The organism is Mycobacterium sp. NPDC003449 (assembly GCF_053588415.1).
Window position 1 is genome coordinate 1 of record NZ_JBSFPX010000153.1, and the last position, 19,006, is coordinate 19,006.

At 69.2% G+C, this 19,006-nt stretch carries 22 protein-coding genes; 15 read left to right on the forward strand and 7 right to left on the reverse strand.

Annotated elements, in window-relative coordinates; genetic code table 11:
• Positions 1-334, forward strand: a 334-nt coding sequence (gene eutB / locus ACWDTP_RS28815; protein WP_450026210.1) for an ethanolamine ammonia-lyase subunit EutB, incomplete at its 5' end; no start/stop codon positions are given.
• The gene (gene eutC, locus ACWDTP_RS28820; RefSeq protein WP_450026211.1) at positions 334-1,083 is read left to right on the forward strand and encodes an ethanolamine ammonia-lyase subunit EutC; all 750 of its coding nucleotides are present in this window, start codon (positions 334-336) and stop codon (positions 1,081-1,083) included. The genes eutB and eutC, both read left to right, overlap by 1 nt.
• A 63-nt stretch (positions 1,084-1,146) precedes the next feature.
• On the opposite strand, the gene ACWDTP_RS28825 is transcribed toward eutC, so the two are convergent.
• Positions 1,147-1,992, reverse strand: a complete 846-nt coding sequence (locus tag ACWDTP_RS28825) for a hypothetical protein (protein ID WP_450026213.1) — start codon at positions 1,990-1,992, stop codon at positions 1,147-1,149.
• Between the two features lie 224 nt (positions 1,993-2,216).
• Between ACWDTP_RS28825 and rplM the strand changes: the two genes are divergently transcribed.
• The 6 genes from rplM (at position 2,217) to ACWDTP_RS28855 (ending at position 7,217) form a co-directional block, all read left to right on the forward strand.
• Positions 2,217-2,660 carry a 50S ribosomal protein L13 gene (rplM, locus tag ACWDTP_RS28830; RefSeq protein WP_450026215.1) on the forward strand — a complete coding sequence of 148 codons (444 nt, stop codon included), beginning with the start codon at positions 2,217-2,219 and terminating at the stop codon, positions 2,658-2,660.
• A gap of 32 nt (positions 2,661-2,692) precedes the next feature.
• On the forward strand, positions 2,693-3,130 hold the full coding sequence (gene rpsI, locus ACWDTP_RS28835) for a 30S ribosomal protein S9 (protein ID WP_450026251.1): 438 nt from the start codon (positions 2,693-2,695) through the stop codon (positions 3,128-3,130).
• 349 nt (positions 3,131-3,479) lie between these two features.
• The gene (locus ACWDTP_RS28840; protein ID WP_450026217.1) at positions 3,480-3,911 is read left to right on the forward strand and encodes a hypothetical protein; all 432 of its coding nucleotides are present in this window, start codon (positions 3,480-3,482) and stop codon (positions 3,909-3,911) included.
• A 153-nt stretch (positions 3,912-4,064) separates the two neighbouring features.
• Positions 4,065-5,402 carry a phosphoglucosamine mutase gene (gene glmM, locus ACWDTP_RS28845; protein ID WP_450026219.1) on the forward strand — a complete coding sequence of 446 codons (1,338 nt, stop codon included), beginning with the start codon at positions 4,065-4,067 and terminating at the stop codon, positions 5,400-5,402.
• Between the two features lie 58 nt (positions 5,403-5,460).
• A complete protein-coding gene (locus ACWDTP_RS28850) occupies positions 5,461-5,757 on the forward strand; it encodes a type VII secretion target (protein ID WP_450026221.1) in 297 nt (98 codons plus the stop codon).
• A 2-nt stretch (positions 5,758-5,759) separates the two neighbouring features.
• A complete protein-coding gene (locus ACWDTP_RS28855) occupies positions 5,760-7,217 on the forward strand; it encodes a hypothetical protein (RefSeq protein WP_450026223.1) in 1,458 nt (485 codons plus the stop codon).
• On the opposite strand, the gene ACWDTP_RS28860 is transcribed toward ACWDTP_RS28855, so the two are convergent.
• The gene (locus ACWDTP_RS28860) at positions 7,214-8,092 is read right to left on the reverse strand and encodes a LysR family transcriptional regulator (protein ID WP_450026225.1); all 879 of its coding nucleotides are present in this window, start codon (positions 8,090-8,092) and stop codon (positions 7,214-7,216) included. The genes ACWDTP_RS28855 and ACWDTP_RS28860 overlap by 4 nt on opposite strands.
• Positions 8,093-8,163: 71 nt before the next feature.
• Here ACWDTP_RS28860 and ACWDTP_RS28865 point away from each other — a divergent pair, with 71 nt between their 5' ends.
• Positions 8,164-8,880 carry an SDR family oxidoreductase gene (locus ACWDTP_RS28865; RefSeq protein WP_450026227.1) on the forward strand — a complete coding sequence of 239 codons (717 nt, stop codon included), beginning with the start codon at positions 8,164-8,166 and terminating at the stop codon, positions 8,878-8,880.
• A 4-nt stretch (positions 8,881-8,884) separates the two neighbouring features.
• Here the strand turns inward: ACWDTP_RS28865 and ACWDTP_RS28870 are convergent, their stop codons facing one another.
• The 3 genes from ACWDTP_RS28870 to ACWDTP_RS28880 are packed head-to-tail and all read right to left on the reverse strand — an operon-like array spanning position 8,885 to position 11,040.
• The gene (locus ACWDTP_RS28870; RefSeq protein ID WP_450026229.1) at positions 8,885-9,925 is read right to left on the reverse strand and encodes an LLM class F420-dependent oxidoreductase; all 1,041 of its coding nucleotides are present in this window, start codon (positions 9,923-9,925) and stop codon (positions 8,885-8,887) included.
• A gap of 36 nt (positions 9,926-9,961) precedes the next feature.
• The gene (locus tag ACWDTP_RS28875; protein ID WP_450026231.1) at positions 9,962-10,804 is read right to left on the reverse strand and encodes a dienelactone hydrolase family protein; all 843 of its coding nucleotides are present in this window, start codon (positions 10,802-10,804) and stop codon (positions 9,962-9,964) included.
• 14 nt (positions 10,805-10,818) lie between these two features.
• Positions 10,819-11,040 carry an AbrB/MazE/SpoVT family DNA-binding domain-containing protein gene (locus tag ACWDTP_RS28880; RefSeq protein WP_450026233.1) on the reverse strand — a complete coding sequence of 74 codons (222 nt, stop codon included), beginning with the start codon at positions 11,038-11,040 and terminating at the stop codon, positions 10,819-10,821.
• 91 nt (positions 11,041-11,131) lie between these two features.
• Between ACWDTP_RS28880 and glmS the strand changes: the two genes are divergently transcribed.
• Positions 11,132-13,000 carry a glutamine--fructose-6-phosphate transaminase (isomerizing) gene (gene glmS / locus ACWDTP_RS28885; protein ID WP_450026235.1) on the forward strand — a complete coding sequence of 623 codons (1,869 nt, stop codon included), beginning with the start codon at positions 11,132-11,134 and terminating at the stop codon, positions 12,998-13,000.
• An 84-nt stretch (positions 13,001-13,084) separates the two neighbouring features.
• The gene (locus tag ACWDTP_RS28890; RefSeq protein WP_450026237.1) at positions 13,085-14,011 is read left to right on the forward strand and encodes an alpha/beta fold hydrolase; all 927 of its coding nucleotides are present in this window, start codon (positions 13,085-13,087) and stop codon (positions 14,009-14,011) included.
• Between the two features lie 30 nt (positions 14,012-14,041).
• Here the strand turns inward: ACWDTP_RS28890 and ACWDTP_RS28895 are convergent, their stop codons facing one another.
• Both ACWDTP_RS28895 and ACWDTP_RS28900 read right to left on the reverse strand, forming a co-directional pair.
• Positions 14,042-14,347, reverse strand: coding sequence for a hypothetical protein (locus tag ACWDTP_RS28895; protein ID WP_450026239.1), 306 nt, complete (start codon positions 14,345-14,347; stop codon positions 14,042-14,044).
• Between the two features lie 41 nt (positions 14,348-14,388).
• The gene (locus ACWDTP_RS28900; protein ID WP_450026241.1) at positions 14,389-15,378 is read right to left on the reverse strand and encodes a DMT family transporter; all 990 of its coding nucleotides are present in this window, start codon (positions 15,376-15,378) and stop codon (positions 14,389-14,391) included.
• 57 nt (positions 15,379-15,435) lie between these two features.
• Here ACWDTP_RS28900 and pdxR point away from each other — a divergent pair, with 57 nt between their 5' ends.
• The 4 genes from pdxR to ACWDTP_RS28920 form a co-directional block, all read left to right on the forward strand.
• Positions 15,436-16,836: a MocR-like pyridoxine biosynthesis transcription factor PdxR gene (gene pdxR / locus ACWDTP_RS28905; RefSeq protein ID WP_450026243.1), complete on the forward strand. Its 1,401-nt coding sequence runs from the start codon at positions 15,436-15,438 to the stop codon at positions 16,834-16,836.
• A 134-nt stretch (positions 16,837-16,970) separates the two neighbouring features.
• Positions 16,971-17,318 carry a type II toxin-antitoxin system Phd/YefM family antitoxin gene (locus tag ACWDTP_RS28910; protein ID WP_450026245.1) on the forward strand — a complete coding sequence of 116 codons (348 nt, stop codon included), beginning with the start codon at positions 16,971-16,973 and terminating at the stop codon, positions 17,316-17,318.
• Entirely contained in the window at positions 17,315-17,710 is a 396-nt protein-coding gene (locus tag ACWDTP_RS28915; protein ID WP_450026247.1) for a type II toxin-antitoxin system VapC family toxin, read from the forward strand. Before ACWDTP_RS28910 ends, ACWDTP_RS28915 begins: the two co-directional genes overlap by 4 nt.
• Positions 17,711-17,772: 62 nt before the next feature.
• Positions 17,773-19,006: bifunctional ADP-dependent NAD(P)H-hydrate dehydratase/NAD(P)H-hydrate epimerase (locus ACWDTP_RS28920; protein WP_450026249.1), on the forward strand; the 1,234-nt coding region annotated here is incomplete at its 3' end.

The window sequence follows — 19,006 nt, forward strand, 5'->3', positions numbered from 1 at the left end:
GCCGCGACGGCGCGGGCGGGTCGAGCGGTGCCGGGGCGGCTACACCAACCACGCCGAAGCCGATCAGAACGATATGGACACGCTGTTGACCCTGCTGGCCGCGGCGGGCGTGCCGTTCGTCATCACCGTGCCCGGCGCCGACGATGTCATGCTCGGCTACCAGAGTCTGTCCTTCCACGATGTGCTGGTCACCCGCCGCACCATGGGTCTGCGCCCCGCGCCCGAGTTCGAGGCGTGGCTGCGTACCGTCGGTATGGTCGACGACACCGGCAAGCTCACCCCGTTCGACCTGGAGCGCTCGGCGCTGCGCTCACTGACTTCGGCGGAGCCGTGATGAGTTCCAACGAGGTTGCGGTTCAAGAGTTCTGGGACGAGTTGCGCAAGACCACCCAGGCCAGGATCGGCCTTGGCCGGGCCGGGAACGCGCTGCCCACCCGCCGGGTGCTCGAGCTGTCCGCCGCGCATGCCGCGGCCCGCGACGCGGTGCACGTCCCGCTGGACACCGACCGGCTGGTCGGGGCGGTCCGCGAGATCGGCATCGGGGAACCGGTGGTGATCACCAGCCGGGCCGTCTCACGCGAGGAATACCTGCGCCGGCCCGATCTCGGCCGGCTGCCCGCCGACGGGATGGAGGTGCCGCATTCGGGGGCCGACATCGGCTTCGTGCTGGCCGACGGGCTGTCGCCGACGGCGCTGAGCCGTCACGGGGTCCCGCTGCTGACCGCGCTGGTGGCCGAACTCGCCCAGCGTCACACCCTGGCGGCACCGGTGATCGCCACCCAGGCCAGGGTCGCGCTCGGCGACCACGTGGGGGCCCGGTCGCGGGTCCGGACGCTGCTGGTGATCATCGGTGAACGCCCAGGGCTGAGCGTCGTCGACAGCCTCGGCATCTACCTGACCCACCTGCCACGGCCCGGGCGTACCGACGCCGACCGCAACTGCATCTCCAACATCCACCCGCCCGACGGCCTCGGTTACGCCGAGGCCGCGCGGGTCGCGGCGGGTCTGGTCGGCGGAGCACTCGCGCTGGGCCGCTCCGGCGTCGACCTCAAGGACACCTCCCGCACCGCCGAGCTCGAGTGACGCCCAGCGTTGGCTTGTGTGCGAGTTTTCCCGGAAATCTGATACACAAGCCAACTTTCGCCGTCAGGGAGCGCCGGCCGCGCGCAATGCCGCCCGGGTTCGGGCGATGACGGTGCGCTGGCGGTAGCGCAGCAGGTCGGCGCCGACCCGGACGATGCGCCAGCCGAGATCGAGGTATTCGACGTTCTGATCGATGTCCCTCGTGCGTTGCTTCGCATCGGTCCAGTGCTGGAACCCGTCGTACTGGACGCCGACTTTCCACTCCGGCCAGCCCATGTCGATCCGGCCGACCAGCCGGTAGCCGTCGAACACGTTGATCTGGGTCTGGGTCGGTCGCATATTCGCCGAGTCGAGCAGTAACCGGAGCCTGGTCTCCTGCGGTGACTCCGCGCCGTCATCGGCAAGGCCGAGCACCCGCCGCAGTTGGGCCAGCCCCCGGACGCCGGGGTGACGATCGATGAGCGATCCGACGTCGGGAATCTTCAGCCGGGTCGCCTGGATCAGCGCGTCGACGCGGATGACCGCCGTGCTGAGCCCGCGACGACGGCCCAGATCGAACGCCGTGCGGGGTGGCGTCGTCGTCCGGATGCCCCGAATCAGGCAGGTCTCGTCCTCGGCGAGCTCATCACTGTGGATGAGAATGCCCTTGGGCCGTGTCCGGCTGGGCTGGTTGAGTTCGGCGGGGTGTGCGGCTTCGATCCACCGCGAGCCGTGCAGCGCGGCAGCGGACAACCCCGCCACGGTGGCCTTTCGATTCGACCACAGCCATGCGGCCACCGCCTTGTCCTCGGCAGCCAGCGTCATTCCGCGCGGCACGTAGACGTTGCGGAACACCGCGTCGTACCGGGTGCGCAGCCGATACCGGTTCACCGTTCCCGCCGTCAACGCCTCGGTACCCAGAAACACCATGGGGATAGGACGCTGTGCGGTGTCAGACGGTTCCCGGGTGCGCCGATAAGCGCGTTTTGACCTGCGCGGACGGTGCCCGGTAAGCTGCTCCGTTGGCGTGTGCTGGCCTCAGGGTCGGCGGTCCCCGGGTCACTGTCGGTCGCCGGGGAATCCGAACGCACATGCTCTGACCGGCGCCCGGTCCGTCCGGGATCCGTAAACCCGAGAAGAGAAGGTAAGCCCCAGTGCCTACTTATACGCCGAAGGCGGGTGACACCACGCGTTCGTGGTACGTCATCGACGCCACCGACGTGCGCCTCGGCCGGCTCGCCGTCGAAGCAGCCAAGCTGCTCCGCGGCAAGCACAAGCCGACGTTCACACCCAATGTCGACGGTGGCGATTTCGTCATAGTCGTCAACGCCGAGAAGATCGCGATGAGCGGCAACAAGCCGACGCGCACCTTCGTCTACCGCCACTCGGGTTACCCGGGCGGCCTGCGCAAGCGCAGCATCGGTGAGCTGCTGCAGAAGCACCCGACCCGCGTCGTCGAGAACGCGATCGTCGGCATGCTGCCGCACACCAAGCTCGGCCGGCAGATCCAGAAGAAGCTGAAGGTGTACGCGGGGCCCGACCATCCGCACGCCGCGCAGCAGCCGGTTCCGTTCGAGATCAAGCAGGTGGCTCAGTGACTGAAGTAACCGAAACGACCGAGACCGAGGTCGTGACCGAGGCCGTCGACGAGGCTGCCGAGTCGCGCGAGCCCGTCATCATCGACCGTCCGATCCAGACCGTCGGCCGCCGCAAGGAGGCCGTGGTGCGGGTCCGGCTGGTGCCCGGCACCGGCCAGTTCAACCTCGACGGCCGCAGCCTGGAGAACTACTTCCCGAACAAGGTGCACCAGCAGCTCATCAAGGCGCCGCTGGTGACCGTGGACCGGCTGGAGCAGTTCGACATCTACGCCCACCTCGACGGTGGCGGCCCGTCCGGCCAGGCCGGCGCGCTGCGGCTGGCGATCGCCAGGGCGCTGATCCTGGTGCAGCCGGAGGACCGCCCCGCCCTGAAGCGGGCCGGGTTCCTGACGCGTGACCCGCGTGCCATCGAGCGCAAGAAGTACGGCCTCAAGAAGGCCCGTAAGGCACCTCAGTACAGCAAGCGCTGATCTGATCAGCCGACAACTGCCGAGCGTGGAATTCTCCACGCTCGGCGGTTTTTTTTCTGCCACCCTTTCCGATAACCGCAGTAAACGCATTCATTGATTGTTCCGACCGTTGAAATTCCTGTTCAAAAGGTATATCGACGATATCCACGGTGGCTTTCAGTTAATTCCATGGTCGATACTGGTCGCCATCAATTCGCCGATTGTGGTTTGACTTTGGCGGGAAACGTGAAAACCCTGGGGTCGAGGCGGGGCGCTATCGGGGTGTCCGGGCAGGCCAAATCTGCCGCCGGTGCGAGTCAGTCAGCTCGTTGGGGGACCGGACCGCTTCCTGACTGAAAGGGATTAGTTGATGAAGAGCACGATGATGCGAGTGGCAGCGGGCACCGCTCTCGGCGGCGCGCTGTTCCTGTCCGGAATGGGTATCGCCAACGCAGCGCCCAGGGACGGTCAGGTGGACCTCGCCTTGGGCACCGCGGGTGTCCTCGAAGATGTGCCGATCGGCTCGGCCGCGCAGATCGCGGCGGGCGTGTGCGATACCGACGTCGCCCAGGTCACCCGCACGGCCGAGACCGTCGACGGCGACGGGGTGCAGCAGAACGTGTGCAACAACACCGTCGGTGCGGTCGAACTCCGCCAGAACGAGGCGACCGAGGAGGACACGGCCCAGGAGCCGGCGACCGAAGGGACTCAGGGCAGCGAAACCGCAGCCCCGGAATCCTCGTCGACCCCGACCACCAGCGCCGCTCCGGAGGAGGGCGAATCGAGTGACGACGGCAGCTGATCTGCCCAACTGATCGACGACAGGTCACCGCCCGCGGAACGATCCGCGGGCGGTGATTTCGTCAGATCTCATTCCGGTACCGATTCGGCCGCGGCACAGCCCATGACCTCGTTGGTTGTGTCTCCGGCGGCGGATTATGAGAAGTTTAAGGGCATGGGTCGACTGTTCGGCACCGATGGTGTGCGCGGCGTCGCCAATCGCGATCTGACCGCAGAGCTGGCGTTGGCGCTGGGATCGGCGGCCGCGCGGCGACTGGGCAACTCCGGCGGACATGCGCGCCGCGTCGCGGTGGTGGGTCGTGATCCGCGGGCCAGCGGCGAGATGCTGGAATCCGCCGTGATCGCGGGGCTCACCAGTGAGGGCGTCGACGCCTTGCGGGTGGGTGTCCTGCCGACGCCTGCGGTGGCGTATCTGACCAGCTCCTACGACGCCGACTTCGGCGTGATGATCTCCGCGTCGCACAATCCGATGCCGGACAACGGCATCAAGATCTTCGGTCCCGGCGGGCACAAGCTCGACGACGCCACCGAGGACCGCATTGAGGAATACGTGCACGGCGGGCCGGGGATCCGGCCGACCGGTGCGGGCATCGGCCGGGTCCTGGACGCCGAGGACGCGCTCGACCGCTATCTGCGGCATGCCGGCAAGGCCGTCACGACCCGGCTCGACGGTTTGACCGTTGTCGTCGACTGCGCGCACGGTGCCGGATGGGCCGCGGCGCCCAAGGCCTATCGCGCCGCGGGGGCCAACGTCATCGCGATCAACGCAGAGCCGAACGGGCTCAACATCAACGACGGCTGCGGGTCCACCCACATGGATGCGGTACGGGCCGCGGTCGTGGAGAACGGGGCCGACCTCGGCCTGGCGCACGACGGCGACGCCGACCGCTGCCTGGCGGTCGACGCGACCGGGCGGGTGATGGACGGCGACGCGATCATGGTGGTGCTGGCGCTGGCCCTGCAGGAGGCCGACGAACTGGCCGCCAACACCTTGGTCACCACGGTGATGAGCAATATGGGCCTGCATCTTGCGATGCGGGCGGCTGGTATCGAGGTCCGCACCACCAGCGTCGGTGACCGTTACGTCCTCGAAGAACTCCGGGCCGGCGAGTTCTCGCTCGGCGGGGAGCAGTCGGGTCACATCGTCATGCCCGGCTTCGGGACCACCGGCGACGGCATCGTCACCGGGCTGCGGCTGATGTCGCGGATGGCCCAGACCCGTTCCACGCTGGCCGCGCTGGCCGCGCCGATGCGGACCCTGCCGCAGGTGCTGATCAACGTCGAGGTGGCCGACAAGGCCATGGTGGCCGTCGCCCCGTCGGTGCAGTCGGCGGTGGCGGCGGCGAAGGCCGAACTCGGCGACACCGGACGAATTCTGCTGCGGCCCTCGGGCACCGAGCAGGTGGTGCGGGTGATGGTCGAGGCCGCCGACGAGGACACCGCCCGCGAGGTGGCGGTGCGGGTGGCCGAATCGGTGAGCGGTCAGCACTAGGCACCACCTCCGCCGATCGCACGGAACCGGACAGGGCTGCCCTGCGTCTAAACCGGGCATGGGAGAAGTTGACGCGGCCAGGGCCGACATCGGGGCGCTGCTGGGCGCGGCCCGCCGCTACGACACCGTCGCCGATATCGTCGAGGCCGACGCACGGCCGCGGTTGCGGTTCGACGGCGCGACCGCCGGACATGCGCACACCGCGCACGGCGACGCCGTGCGTGCCGCACTCGACGGACGCGCCGACGCGCTGCGGGAATGGGCCCGCGCGGCCGGGGAGATCGCGGCCGTGCTGCGGGCGTCGGCCGATCGGTACGTCGTGGCCGACGCCGGCGCGGCGGGGCGGATGGACTGATCGTGTCGGGCGTCGGAGATGTCGCGGCACGTCTGGACGAGGGCCGACCCGCGGTCGAAGCCATCGCCGAATACGTTCGGGCGTGCGAGCTGATCGGATATCAGAACCCGGATCTGACCGGCTATCCCGGTCAGATCCGGGATTGGTACGGCGACGAGGACGGTCTGGACCTGCGGGCGCTCGACGGCGACCGTGTCACACTGGCAGGGTGCGCCGCGTCGGCCCGAGAAGCGTTGCGGTTACAGGACAGTCAGCTCGGTGTGCTGGCCGACGCGTGGCAGGGTGACGGTGCCGACGCCGCCCAGCGGTTCCTGGTGCGTCACGGCGGAGCGGCCGAACGCGCGGTCGCCGCACTGGATGCGTCCGCGTACACCGTGGCCGAACTGCGCGACGCACTGTGGCGGGCGGTCGACGACAGGGTCGGCGCCACCCTGCGGATCGAGGGGCGGGCCGCCTCCCGGCGTGACGCCTGGTTGGCCGCGGCCCACACCCTGCGTACCGGGCTCGGGGACCGCGACGCCGCAAGCGAACTGATCGATCTTCAGGTAAAACCGTTCGTGCACAACGATATCGGCGACGAATGGGTGGCTGCCATGGGATCGGCGACCGCGGCCGTGGCCGCCGCCTACGACGCCGCGGTCGCGGCGTTGCATGCGGGCCAGGTGTCGGTGTTCGACATCCCGGGCGAGCTCGGACCGTCGTGGTCACCGCCCACCGGTGCGCGGGTCGCGGCCCCGGTGCCGATCGGCGTGGGCACCGCCGCGACCGTCCCCGCCGGGTGGGCTTCACCGAATCCGCCCGCTGCGCCGGGCCGGGATGTGCCTGTGCCGCCGTCGTGGAACCCGCCCGCTCCGTCGGATCCGCAGGCGTGGAGCGCTCCCGTCCCGCCCGCCGCGCCGGGCCAGCTGGCTCCGATGAGCCCGGCCGAACCACCGGTGCCCGCGCCCGCGGCGTTGCCGGGCACCGGCGCGGGATTGTCGGGGGCCGGTGGGGGATTGTCGGGCGCCGGATCCGGGCTGTCGGGGCTGGGGCAACAGCTCGCCGACCTCTTCGGCGGGCTGATCGGCTCTGCCGCAGACGGTCTGCCCGATTCGCTCGCCGAGGACACCCTGCCCGACGCCGAGAAGCTCGATGAGCCGGAGGAATTCGGCGAACTCGAGGCCGACGGCGACGACGAGGGCACGGACGAAGACGACAAGAACGACGACGAGGCGGAAGAAGCCGACGAAGGCGACGCCGGCGACGAGGAGACGGACGACGCCGGTCCCGTCGAACCGGCTGGCGAACCCGTCCAGGCCGACCCCGTCGAGGCGGCACCACCGCCGCCGGTCGCGCCGACACCGCCACCCGGGCCCGCTCCAGTCGTCGAGCCTCCGCCACCCGCCGAACCGTTGGCGGCGTCGCCGGGCGAAACCCCGTGTGAGATCGCGGCCGACGAGCTGCCGCAGGTGGGCGGTTAGATGGTGTCGTCGCGGCAGGCCAGGGCCGCCGCGACGAAGTCGTCGCGAACGGGATTGTCCACCGCCGCATTCCAGATCAGCGTCACCCGGCCGGGCCGCAGATCCTCGATCGGCACCACCCGCACATCGGGGCGCCGGTAATACAAGGCGGTGGACCGGGGCAGGACCACGAATCCCGCACGGGCGGCGACATGTTCGAGCTTGTCCTCCACGCTGCGGACGGCGGTGCGCGGAGGTGTCCACCGTTGGTCCGGTGCGACCAGGGCCTGCCAGCCCGGCAGCATCGCGGGATCGTGCAGCAGCGTCTTCGAGGACAGATCGGCCAACCGCACGCTGGCCCGGGTCGCCAGCGGGTCGTCGGCGGGCAGCACGGCATCCATCGGTTCCTCCAGCAGGGCCGCGGTGCCCAGACCGCGGTGGTCGATGGGTTCGCGCGCGTAGACCACATCGACCTCGCCGGTGCGCACCACCTCGACCTGCTCGTTCCAGCCGACCTGGCGCACCACTGCGCGCCGGTCCGCCGACCCGGCCTCGAAGGCGGTGGCCGCCGCGGTGGCCCGCAGTCCAGGCATCACCCCGACGGTCACGGTCACGGTGGGCGCGGAGGCGCGATTCAGGCGCCGGCGCAAGGCATGCGCCTCGTCGAGCAGGACCTTGGCATCCTGCAGTAGCTGGGTCCCGGCGCTTGTCAGCTGGGTGCCGCGGGAGTCCCGGGTGAACACCTGCACGCCGAGATCGTCTTCCAACGCCCGGATCTGTCGGGACAGCACGGGTTGCGCGACGTGCAGACGCCGTGCCGCCCGGCCGAAGTTGAGCTCCTCGGCGACCGCGACGAAGTACCGCAGTTTGCGCAGATCGAGATCGGCATTGGCCATACCCCAAGGGTATCGCCGGACGACGAAAAGGGTCTTGGACGAACCGTCCCGGCCGGCCAGATAGTGGAGATATGAACCTCAAGAACGCACGCGTCCTCGTCATCGGTGGGACCTCCGGCATCGGGCTGGGCGTCGCCGCTGCCGTCGCCGAACGCGGTGGCACTCCGATCGTGGTGTCGCGCAATCAATCCAGCGTCGACCACGCCCTGGCGACATTGCCCGACCAAGCCCGCGGCGCCACCATCGATCTGACCGATGAGGCCGGGCTGAACCGGCTGGCCGACGATATCGGGCCGATCGAGCACCTGGTGTTCACCGCGGGCGAGCAGCTGGAGGTGGTGCGATTCGCCGATCTGACTGGCGAGGCGATCCTCGGCTTCCTCGGAACGCGGTTGGCCGGTCAGCTCGTCGCGATCCGGGTCTTCGCGCCGCGGATCAGCCGCGGCGGGTCGATCACGCTGACCAGCGGCACCGCCGCCGACAAACCCATGCTCGGGGTGCTGCCCACCGCGGTGTGCGGCGCCATCAACGCGATGACCGGAGCGCTGGCCGTCGAGCTTGCGCCGTTGCGGGTCAACGCGATCGCGCCGGGACCGATCGAGACGCCGCTGTGGTCCGGGTTCAGCGAAGCCCAGCGCCAGGCGATTCATCAGCAGGCCGTCGAGCAGCTTCCGGTCGGACGGATCGGTGCCGTCACCGACACCGCACTGGCCTACGTGTACTGCATGGAGCAGGAGTTCGGCACCGGTGTGGTGCTGCGGGTGGACGGTGGCACCACCGTGACGTAGCGACCTATCGGGTCAGCGTTACGAGTTCCTCGCAGAACCGCACCGATTCGCCGTCATCGGTCGCGAGCGGGTGCACGAGCATCGTCGTCACCCCGGCCTCGGCGTAGGCGGCCAGCCGCTCCTTGACGAATCCTTTTGGGCCGACCAGGGATACGTTGCGGACCAGGTCGTCGGGCACCGCCTCGATGGCCTCGGCCTTCTTGCCGGCCAGGTACAGATCCTGGATGTGGTCGGCGACCTCGCCGAATCCGTACCGGGTGGCCAGGTTGTGGTAGAAGTTCTTGCCGCGGGCGCCCATGCCGCCGATGTACAGCGCCAGTTGGGGTTTGGCCCAGGCCAGCCGGTCCTCGACATCGTCGCCGATGGCCAGGCTGGCGCTCACCATCACGTCCAGCGGGCCGAGTGCCGGATCACGCTTGGCGGTGCCGGCACGCAGCGCGTCGCCCCAGACGTCGTCGGCCTTCTCGGGGTGGTAGAACACCGGCTGCCAGCCCTCGGCGATCTCGGCGGTCAGCGCGACGTTCTTGGGGCCCAGTGCGGCGATGGTGATCGGGATGCGTTCCCGCACCGGATGATTGATCAGGTGCAGGGACTTGCCCAGTCCGGTGCCGCGTCCGGCGGGCAGCGGCAGCTGGTAGTGCTTTCCGTGGTAGTCGACGTTCTCGCGCCGCCACACCTGCCTGCAGATGTCGACCACCTCGCGGGTTCGGCCCAGCGGCGCGTCGAACGGCACACCGTGAAAGCCCTCGACGACCTGCGGGCCGGAGGTGCCGATGCCGAGCCGGAACCGACCGTCGGACACGTGGTCGACGCCGGCAGCGGTCATCGCCAGCAGCGACGGGGTCCTGGTGTAGATCGGCACCACGCCGGTGCCGAGTTCGATGGTCGAGGTCTTGGCGGCCAGGTAGCCGAGTTGGCTGATCGCGTCGTAGGAATAGGCCTCGGCGACCAGGGCGATGTCGACGCCGACCTTCTCCAGCTCGACGACCTGGTTGGCGGCCTCCTTGAAGCCGCCGGCATAACTCAGAAAGATGCCTGTGCGCATCACCGAGTTATACACCCAACCGGTTGGTTGACTTCGTCACACCTTGAGCAGGGCGGCGACTTTGTCCTCGAGCGCTACCGGATCTCCCTGTGCATCCAGGATCTCGGTATGGGGGAGCGCTGCCTCGGGATCGGCGAAATCCTTGTAGGTCTTGTCCTCGGCCACCGCGGCCAGCAGGTAGCCGGTGAGCAGGGCGCGCACGGTCTTCTGGGTGCCGCGGTCGGCGCCGGGGAGTCCGACGAACCGGGCCAGCCGCCGACCCTCGACGAGCCCGCCCGCGGTGGTCTTGGCCACCGTGCGCAGCGTCGCGCCGGGCCAGGCACGGGTGAGCTCGACCGCGTTGGAGCGCAAGGTCATGGGATCGCCCGGATCGGTCAGCACCAGGCCGGGCACCTTCAGCGTCGCGGCCGGTCGCTCGGCGGTCGGTTTGGTGACGGTCGGGAACAGCGTCGCGACCGCATTCGGCTTGTCGCGCATTCCCGCGGCGGTGAACACCGCCGCGGATCCGCCGAAGCCATGCCCCACCACGCCGCGTTTGTTCGGGTGCACGCTGATCTTTCCCGGACCAAGGCGCACACCGCTGATGATGTCGAGGGTGGCGCCGAGGTCGAAGGCGAAGTTGAGCACCGACGGTGTCAGGCCAGTCTCGGTGTTGGGGGCGGCCGCGACGATGCCCCAGGAGGCAAGGTGTTCCAGGGTGCCGGTGTAGTTGTCGGCCTTGGCCAGCCAATCGTGGCCGAACGCGATGCCTGCGAGGTTGAGGCCCGAATCCGGGGTGTACACGACGCCGGGCACACCGGCGAACGCCAGGTCGCCGCGCAGAACCCGGTGCGGTCCGCGATGGGTCAACGCCGCGAAGAGCTTCTTTGTGCCGGCCACCCCTTGACCGTAGCTCACGGCTGATTCGGCGCTTCGGGGAACTGTTCGAACAGGTCGGGCCGCACGATCGCGATGCCGCGCTCGACGTCGGCCAGTAGCAGCAGCGTGTCACCGGGTGCGATGCCGAACAGCTCCCGGGCCGCCTTGGGGATCACGATCTGGCCCTTCTCGCCGACCCGCACCGTGCTGGCGTATTTGCCGTCGTTGCCGCCGGATGTTTCGTCAGGCGTTGTCATGGAACCTCCCAAGTAGTACTAGTTCTACAAGTATAACTGGTAGGAACAGATTGGCATGGTGTTCGCGGGTGGTGCATTACCCTGGAGCCCTATGTGTGGAATCGTCGGCTACGTCGGGGCGCGCCCGGCCCGCGGCATTGTGGTCGACGCGCTGCGCCGGATGGAATACCGCGGTTACGACTCCGCGGGCATCGCGCTGATCGACGGCAACGGCGGACTCGCGGTGCAGCGCCGGGCCGGCCGGTTGGCCAACCTGGAAGCCGCGCTGGCCGAAACCGGCGACGCCGAATTGGCCGGCAGCACCGGGCTCGGACACACCCGCTGGGCCACCCATGGCAGGCCCACCGACCGGAATGCGCACCCGCACACCGACGCGGCAGGCAAGATCGCCGTCGTCCACAACGGCATCATCGAGAACTTCGCGACGCTGCGAGGCGAGCTGGAGGCGGCCGGGGTCGAGTTCGCCAGCGATACCGACACCGAGGTCGCGGTCCATCTGGTGGCCCGCCAGTACCGCGACGGTGCCACCGCCGGGGACTTCGCGGCCTCCGTCCTCGCGGTGCTGCGCCGGCTGGAGGGCCATTTCACCCTGGTGTTCGCCAACGCCGATGATCCGGGCACGATCGTGGCGGCGCGGCGCTCAACGCCGCTGGTGCTCGGCGTCGGCGACCGCGAGATGTTTCTGGGCAGCGATGTCGCCGCGTTCATCGAGCACACCCGCGACGCCGTCGAACTCGGCCAGGACCAGGCCGTCGTCCTCACCGCCGACGGCTACCGGATCTGCGATTTCCACGGCAACGACGTGACCGCGAGTGCCCGCACCTTCCACATCGACTGGGACCTGTCGGCCGCCGAAAAAGGTGGCTACGAATTCTTCATGCTCAAGGAGATCGCCGAGCAGCCGACCGCGGTCGCCGACACCGTGCTGGGGCATTTCGTCGACGGCCGCATCGTGCTCGACGAGCAGCGGCTGAGTGATCAGGAACTCCGCGAGATCGACAAGGTCTTCATCGTCGCGTGCGGCACCGCCTACCACTCCGGGCTGCTGGCCAAGTACGCCATCGAGCACTGGACCCGGCTGCCCGTCGAGGTGGAGCTCTCCAGTGAATTCCGCTACCGCGACCCGGTACTGGACCGCAGCACACTGGTGATCGCCATCTCGCAGTCCGGCGAGACCGCCGACACGCTGGAGGCGGTGCGGCACGCCAAGACGCAGAAGGCCAAGGTCCTGGCGATCTGCAACACCAACGGCAGCCAGATCCCGCGCGAGGCCGACGCGGTCCTCTACACCAGGGCCGGGCCGGAGATCGGCGTCGCCGCCACCAAGACGTTCCTGGCGCAGATCGCGGCGAACTATCTGGTCGGGCTCGCGCTCGCGCAGGCGCGCGGCATCAAGTACCCCGACGAGGTTGAGCGTGAATACCGCTCGCTGGAAGCCATGCCGGATCTGGTCGCCCGGGTGCTGGCCGGGATCGAGCCGGTGTTCCAGCTGGCGCAACGGTTCGCACCGTCCTCGACGGTGCTGTTCCTGGGCCGCCACGTCGGCTACCCGGTGGCCCTGGAGGGTGCGCTCAAGCTCAAGGAGCTCGCCTATATGCACGCCGAGGGGTTCGCCGCCGGTGAGCTCAAGCATGGTCCGATCGCGCTGATTGACGATGACCTGCCGGTGATTGTGGTGATGCCGTCGCCCAAGAATGCGCAGATGCTGCACGCCAAGCTGCTGAGCAACATCCGCGAGATCCAGGCGCGCGGTGCGGTCACTATCGTCATTGCCGAGGAGGGTGACGACACCGTGCGGCCCTACGCCGACCACCTGATCGAAGTGCCTGCGGTGTCAACGCTTTTGCAGCCGCTGTTGTCAACGGTCCCGTTGCAGGTGTTCGCGGCCGGGGTGGCTCGTGCGCGTGGGTATGACGTCGACAAGCCGCGCAACCTGGCCAAGTCGGTCACCGTCGAATAGCGCTGTCATTGTGTCGAACGTGAACACGATGGCGAGTTTTCCGGGTGATTTCGACATCTTGTTCACGTTGGGGGGCGAGGTCTGATGGATCTGCAGATTCCCAGGGTCAACGTCGCCGGTCGGTGGGGCCGCGGTGAGCTGGGGGCGTTCGTCAGCGATGTGGCGTTCGACCATTACCTGAGCGCCTACCGGGCCGGGATGGCGCAGCTGCCGCCCTTCGAACTGTTCGACGTGCCAACGTCGTTCGGCACCGTCCGGGCCTACCGGTTCGGTGGGCCCGATGCCGCGGAACCGGTCGTGCTGCTGCCAGGGCGCAATGCGGCCACCCCGATGTACCGCACCAACCTGGCCGCGCTGCTGGCCAGGCGCTCCGTCTACGCCGTCGACCTGCTCGGCGAAGCCGGATTGTCGGTGCAGCACAAGGCGATCCGCGGGGCAGCCGATCAGGCGCACTGGCTCGACGAGGCCCTGCACGGGCTCGGCCTGGCCCGCGCGCATCTGCTCGGTGTGTCGATCGGTGGCTGGACGGCGGTGAACTGCGCGGTGCACCGGCCCGGCCGGGTGGCCTCGCTGGCCCTGCTGGATCCGGTGTTCACCTTCGTCCGCATCCCGGTAAAGACGATGGCGGCCTCGATGCTGCTGTACGCGCCCGGTGTGCCCGAGAATCTGCGACGCCGGATGTTGTCCTGGATATCGGGTGGGTCCGAAGTCGACGCCGCCGAACCCGAGGCAGCGCTGATCTCGGCCGGCTCAAAGGATTTCACGTTGCGCACACCGATGCCCACGCTGTTCACCGATGCGCAGCTGGCCGGGCTCGACATGGCGGTGCTCGCCCTGATCGCGGGCCGCAGCGTCATGCTCGACCCCGAGCGGGCCGCCGCTCGCGCCCGCGGGCTGCTGGCCCGCGGCGAGGTCGAGGTGTGGGCCGAGGCCTCCCATGCCATCAACGGCGAATACCCGGACGACATCGCGCAGCGGGCGGGCCGGTTCTGGGACGAGCGGGATTCCTGAGAGCGTGAACTCGATTACGGCCTGATCAGATCAGGTCATTCTGGTAATGATCGTCGACGACCGAGTGCAGGACACCGGCGAGATCGCCGAGCTTCTCGGCCATCTTCGCGCGGCGCTTTCGGTGATGGTGAGGGTGTAGAAATCCCCGCCGACAGTCGCGGCTTCTGCCAAACCGCGGCTGTCGCTCTCCCACAACTTGGCCCGGATGACGGCCTTGCCGCATTGCCCGAACACTTCGCGAATGCGCACGATCGTCGCCAGCACCGCCGGTTTGCCGTCAGCGCTCAGCATTTCGAGTAGTTCGGGGTCGTCGGTGACGAACGCGTCACCGTTCACCCGTATCACTTCGCGGATGCCGGGTACGAAAAAGACCAGACCTACCGCAGGGTGACAGGTGATGTTTTCGTGGGAGTCGACTTCGATGCGAGATTCGACTTCGGGCTCACGGTGTTGATGTCGGGCCTACGGACACATCTGGAATCCGCAGGGGCCGGCTGAGCTGTGCTACATCCTGGCGACAACCCCAGCGCAAGCCCGCACGCGATCAACGCGACGCCGACCCACACCGGCGCCGCGGGCAGTCCTCCGGTGAGTGGTATGCCGATCACGGCGGCGGCGACCGGCGCCACCCCGGTCAGCAGGCCCGCCCGCCCGGCGCCCAGCCGGCTGACGCACGAATACCACAGGATGAATGCCATCGCCGTCACGCCGACGGCCAGATAGCCGATCGCGAGGATGTCATCGGCGTCGAAACTGGTTGCGGCCCGCCATCCTTCGGCGCCGAGCGCGAGTATCCCGAAGATCACCACAGCCATCCAGGTGGTGTGCACCGAGACGCCGGCCGGGCCGTGTGAGGCCAGCACCGGAACGGCGAGGAGGGTGAACCCGGCTTCGCAGGCGAACACCACTAGGGCCCAGGCCAGCCCGACCGCATCGGCGCGGCCGAGTCCCTCGACGACCACGGCGCCGATACTTACCACCGCGGCCGCCGCAAGGACCCGGGCCGTGGGTCGGTGGCCTTCCAGGAGCGGCCCGGCGGTCGCCAACGCGACCGGCACGCAGGCCACCGCCACCGCCAGCACGGCCGGTTCGGCGTGCCGCGAGCCGTATACCAGCGCCACGTTGAACAGCACCAGCCCGCTGGCGGTCACACCCAGCAGCCACAGCCATTCGGTGCCACGCGGCAGTCGGACCGTGCGCCCGGTGAGTCTCACCCAGCCGAGCAACAACACGCAGGCGATCGCGTACCGCAGGGCCTGTGCGGTGTGCAGTGGAGCGTCGGCGAGCGCGCCCGAGACGGCGACGCTGCCGCCGACGAAGGTCATGCCGAGCGCGCCGCAGAGCGCCGCGCGTCTGGTGCTGGACATGGTCCCAGCGTGGGCTCATCATGGTCCAATAAACAGCGCCAAATATGGACATCTGAAATGGACCAAAGTGTGCGAGGGGCGGACTTCCTGCAACTCGACCCGGCCTCGGCGCCGACGCGGGGCCTGACCGGCTGGCTGGTCGATGCGCTGCGCACCGCGATCGCCGACGGCAGGCTCACCGCGGGCATCCGATTGCCGCCCAGCCGGGTCCTGGCCGGCGAACTCGGGATATCGCGTGGCGTGGTAGTCGAGGCATACCGGCGGATCGCCGATGAAGGCCTGGTCAGTGGCCGGTCGGGCGGAGGAACGGTGGTGCTGGCCCGGCCCGCCCGGCCGCCCGCGCGTCCCCCGCAGGCATTGCCCCCACAGCGGCTGCCGCGGCCACGGATCCCCGCGAGGGAGGGCGTCGACCTCTCGCCGGGGGTGCCCGATCTCTCGGCGTTCCCGCGCGCGATCTGGCTGCGGGCCGAGCGTGCGGTGCTGTCCGAGACCTCCGCCGAAGACCTCGGCTACGGCGACCCCCGTGGGCATCCGCGGCTGCGCGCCGCGCTGGCCCCATGGCTGGGCCGCACCCGGGGACTGCGGGTGCACCCCGACGAGATCCTCGTGGTGGCCGGTGTCGCGCAAGCGGCAGCGCTGCTGGCCCAGCAGTTGCGCGGCGGCGGTGCCGACACTATCGCGGTCGAGGACCCCGGATCGCGAGGAGCCGTCGAGGAACTCGAATACTGGGGGCTGCAGGCGATTCCGGTGCCCGTCGACCACGACGGAATCCGGGTCGACGAACTGGCGGCGTCGGGCGCCCCCGCGGTGTTCCTGACCCCGGCGCACCAGTTCCCGACCGGGGTGGTGCTCGGGCCGCAGCGCCGCCGCGAACTCCTGGAATGGGACGGGGCATTGATCATCGAGGACGATTACGACGCCGAGTATCGCTACGACCGTGCACCGGTGCCGGCGCTGCACCCGTCGGCGCCGGACCGTATCGCCTACGCGGGCAGCACCTCGAAGAGCCTGGCGCCCGCGTTGCGACTGGGCTGGTTGGTTGCGCCCCGGCGGCGCTTCGCCGACCTGGTGGCGGCCAAGCATGCGACTGACCTGGGTAGCCCGACGGTGCCGCAGTTGGTGCTGGCGCGCCTGCTGGAGTCCGGCGACTACGACCGCCACATCCGGATGGCCCGGTCGCGGCACCGGGCCCGGCGTGATGCGTTGCTCGGTGCGCTTCCCGGGCTGTCGGTAACCGGAGTCGCGGCGGGCCTGCACCTGCTGGTCATCCTCCCCGATGGGGCCGACGACGCCGCGCTCGCCGACGATCTGCGCGAAGCAGGGGTGCTTGTCCATCCGCTGTCCTGGCATCGGCGGCTGCCCGGGCCTGCAGGCCTGGTGCTGGGCTATGCCTCGCATGCTCCGGACCGGCTCCGCGACGCCGGCGCCATCATCGCGCGGGTGGTGCCTCGAATCTGACGAGAATGTCGTAAAACACCATGTGAGGCGGCGTTTTCGTCAAACTCGCGGCAAAGGGGGCGGCGGCCACGCAAATGTACCTACACTGTTGTACGTACGTGTAGGTACAAATTTCTGGCGGGAGGATATGACTCATGACGACGGTGTCTGTCCGCGAGTTCTCCTACAACCCCAGCGCGATGTTCGCCCGGGCCGAGAAGGGCGAAACGATCGAAGTGACCCGGCACGGAAAAGTGATTGCCACGCTGGTGCCGGGACAACAGAAGAAGTACGGGAGTCGGATCGCAGAGTTAGAGGCGTCCGGGGCGCTGCGACGATCCGGAAAGACCCTGGCAGACCTGGACACGTTCACCCGTATCACCCTGCCCGAAGGAGCGCCGGATCCGTTGGAGACGTTGCTGGCGGAGCGTCGGCAGGAAAGCGATTGGGAGCGGCGGTTTCGCGAAGAGGACGAAACCCACCGCAACACAGCGGAGTCGTGATTTATCTCGATGCTTCGGCGCTTGTCACCGAAGCGACGGGTCGTCCCAATGCCGGCGCACTCCGCGGTTATCTCATGCGGCATGCGCAGTACCGGGGAGCGACCAGCACTATCGGATTCGTCGAGGTCGTGCGGAATTGCGACCGGGTCGGCAGCTTTCCGAATCTGTTGGCGCAACTGCTCGGTGACTACGACGAAATAGTGGTCACGCCGTCCGTCCGGGATCGGGCGGCGGCCTTGCCCGGGCCGATCAAGGCGATGGACGCAATACATCTCGCCAGTGCCGAGCAGCTCGGCGCGGAACTCGTGTCCTTCATCAGCTATGACATCCAGCTGCTGCGGATGGCCCGCTCGCGGGGCCTGCCGGCGGCCGCGCCGGGCCTGAAACTCTGACCCCGGCCTGCGATCCCGCGTAACCTGTTGACGCGCGGGCACGTCGAGCGGAACGGGAGATGATGCGCCACTACTACTCGGCCGACGCGATCCGTGCCGCCGAGGCCCCACTGCTGGCATCGCTGCCCGACGGTGTGCTGATGGGCCGCGCCGCCCACGGTCTGGCGACGGTGATCGCCCGCGAACTCACCACCAGGACCGGTGGTGTCGCCGGCCGCCGGGTCTGCGCGGTGGTGGGCTCCGGTGACAACGGCGGTGACGCGCTCTGGGCGGCGACGTTCCTGCGCCGCCGCGGAGCCGCCGCCGACGCGGTCCTGCTGAGGCCGGAGCGCACCCATGCCAAGGCCTTGGCGGCATTCCGGCGGGCCGGCGGGCGCGTGGTTTCCGGCATCACTGCGGCAACGGATCTGGTGATCGACGGGGTCGTGGGCATTTCGGGGCGCGGCCCGTTGCGTCCCGATGCCGCGGCGGTATTCGAGGCCAACAGCGCACCCGTGATCGCCGTCGACCTCCCCAGTGGCATCGACGTGCAGACCGGGGTCGCCGACGGCCCCCACGTGCGTGCCGCGCTCACCGTGACGTTCGGTGGGCTCAAACCCGTGCATGCGCTCGGTGACTGCGGCCGGGTCGAACTCATCGACATCGGCCTCGATCTCGCACCCGCCGACCTGATCGGGTTGCAGGCCGCCGACGTCAGGGCGCTCTGGCCGCTGCCCGGCCCACACGACGACAAGTACACCCAGGGCGTCACGGGGGTGTTGTCCGGGTCGTCGGCGTATCCGGGCGCGGCGGTGCTCAGCACGGGAGCCGCGGTGGCCGCGACGTCGGGGATGGTCCGCTACGCCGGAAGCGCTGCACCGCAGGTTCTTTCACAATGGCCCGAGGTGGTTGCGGCGGCGAGTGCCGAGTCCGCGGGCCGGGTGCAGGCCTGGGTGGTCGGGCCGGGCCTCGGAACGGATCAGGCCGCCCGGGACGCGCTGCGGTTCGCGCTGGACACCGATCTGCCGGTGATCGCCGACGCCGACGCGCTGACCCTGCTGGCCGCCGACCCGGACCTGGTGATCGACCGCGACGCCCCGACCGTGCTCACCCCGCACGCCGGCGAGTACCAACGGTTGGCCGGCGGGCCCGTCGGCGACGACCGGGTCGCCGCGGCCCGCGGGCTGGCCGAACGCCTCGGCGTCACACTGCTGCTCAAGGGGAACGTCACGGTGATCGCCGACGCCGGCGACACCACCTATCTCAACCCGGCCGGGCAGTCCTGGGCCGCCACCGCGGGATCCGGTGACGTGCTCT

Bases quoted from the DNA above. Each gene is read 5' to 3' on its own strand.
- eutC (WP_450026211.1), top strand. From the start codon at position 334: ATGAGTTCCAACGAGGTTGCGGTTCAAGAGTTCTGGGACGAGTTGCGC.
- ACWDTP_RS28825 (WP_450026213.1), bottom strand. From the start codon at position 1,992: ATGGTGTTTCTGGGTACCGAGGCGTTGACGGCGGGAACGGTGAACCGG.
- ACWDTP_RS28840 (WP_450026217.1), top strand. From the start codon at position 3,480: ATGAAGAGCACGATGATGCGAGTGGCAGCGGGCACCGCTCTCGGCGGC.
- glmM (WP_450026219.1), top strand. From the start codon at position 4,065: ATGGGTCGACTGTTCGGCACCGATGGTGTGCGCGGCGTCGCCAATCGC.
- ACWDTP_RS28850 (WP_450026221.1), top strand. From the start codon at position 5,461: ATGGGAGAAGTTGACGCGGCCAGGGCCGACATCGGGGCGCTGCTGGGC.
- ACWDTP_RS28860 (WP_450026225.1), bottom strand. From the start codon at position 8,092: ATGGCCAATGCCGATCTCGATCTGCGCAAACTGCGGTACTTCGTCGCG.
- ACWDTP_RS28865 (WP_450026227.1), top strand. From the start codon at position 8,164: ATGAACCTCAAGAACGCACGCGTCCTCGTCATCGGTGGGACCTCCGGC.
- ACWDTP_RS28870 (WP_450026229.1), bottom strand. From the start codon at position 9,925: ATGCGCACAGGCATCTTTCTGAGTTATGCCGGCGGCTTCAAGGAGGCC.
- ACWDTP_RS28880 (WP_450026233.1), bottom strand. From the start codon at position 11,040: ATGACAACGCCTGACGAAACATCCGGCGGCAACGACGGCAAATACGCC.
- glmS (WP_450026235.1), top strand. From the start codon at position 11,132: ATGTGTGGAATCGTCGGCTACGTCGGGGCGCGCCCGGCCCGCGGCATT.
- ACWDTP_RS28890 (WP_450026237.1), top strand. From the start codon at position 13,085: ATGGATCTGCAGATTCCCAGGGTCAACGTCGCCGGTCGGTGGGGCCGC.
- ACWDTP_RS28900 (WP_450026241.1), bottom strand. From the start codon at position 15,378: ATGTCCAGCACCAGACGCGCGGCGCTCTGCGGCGCGCTCGGCATGACC.
- pdxR (WP_450026243.1), top strand. From the start codon at position 15,436: ATGGACCAAAGTGTGCGAGGGGCGGACTTCCTGCAACTCGACCCGGCC.
- ACWDTP_RS28910 (WP_450026245.1), top strand. From the start codon at position 16,971: ATGACGACGGTGTCTGTCCGCGAGTTCTCCTACAACCCCAGCGCGATG.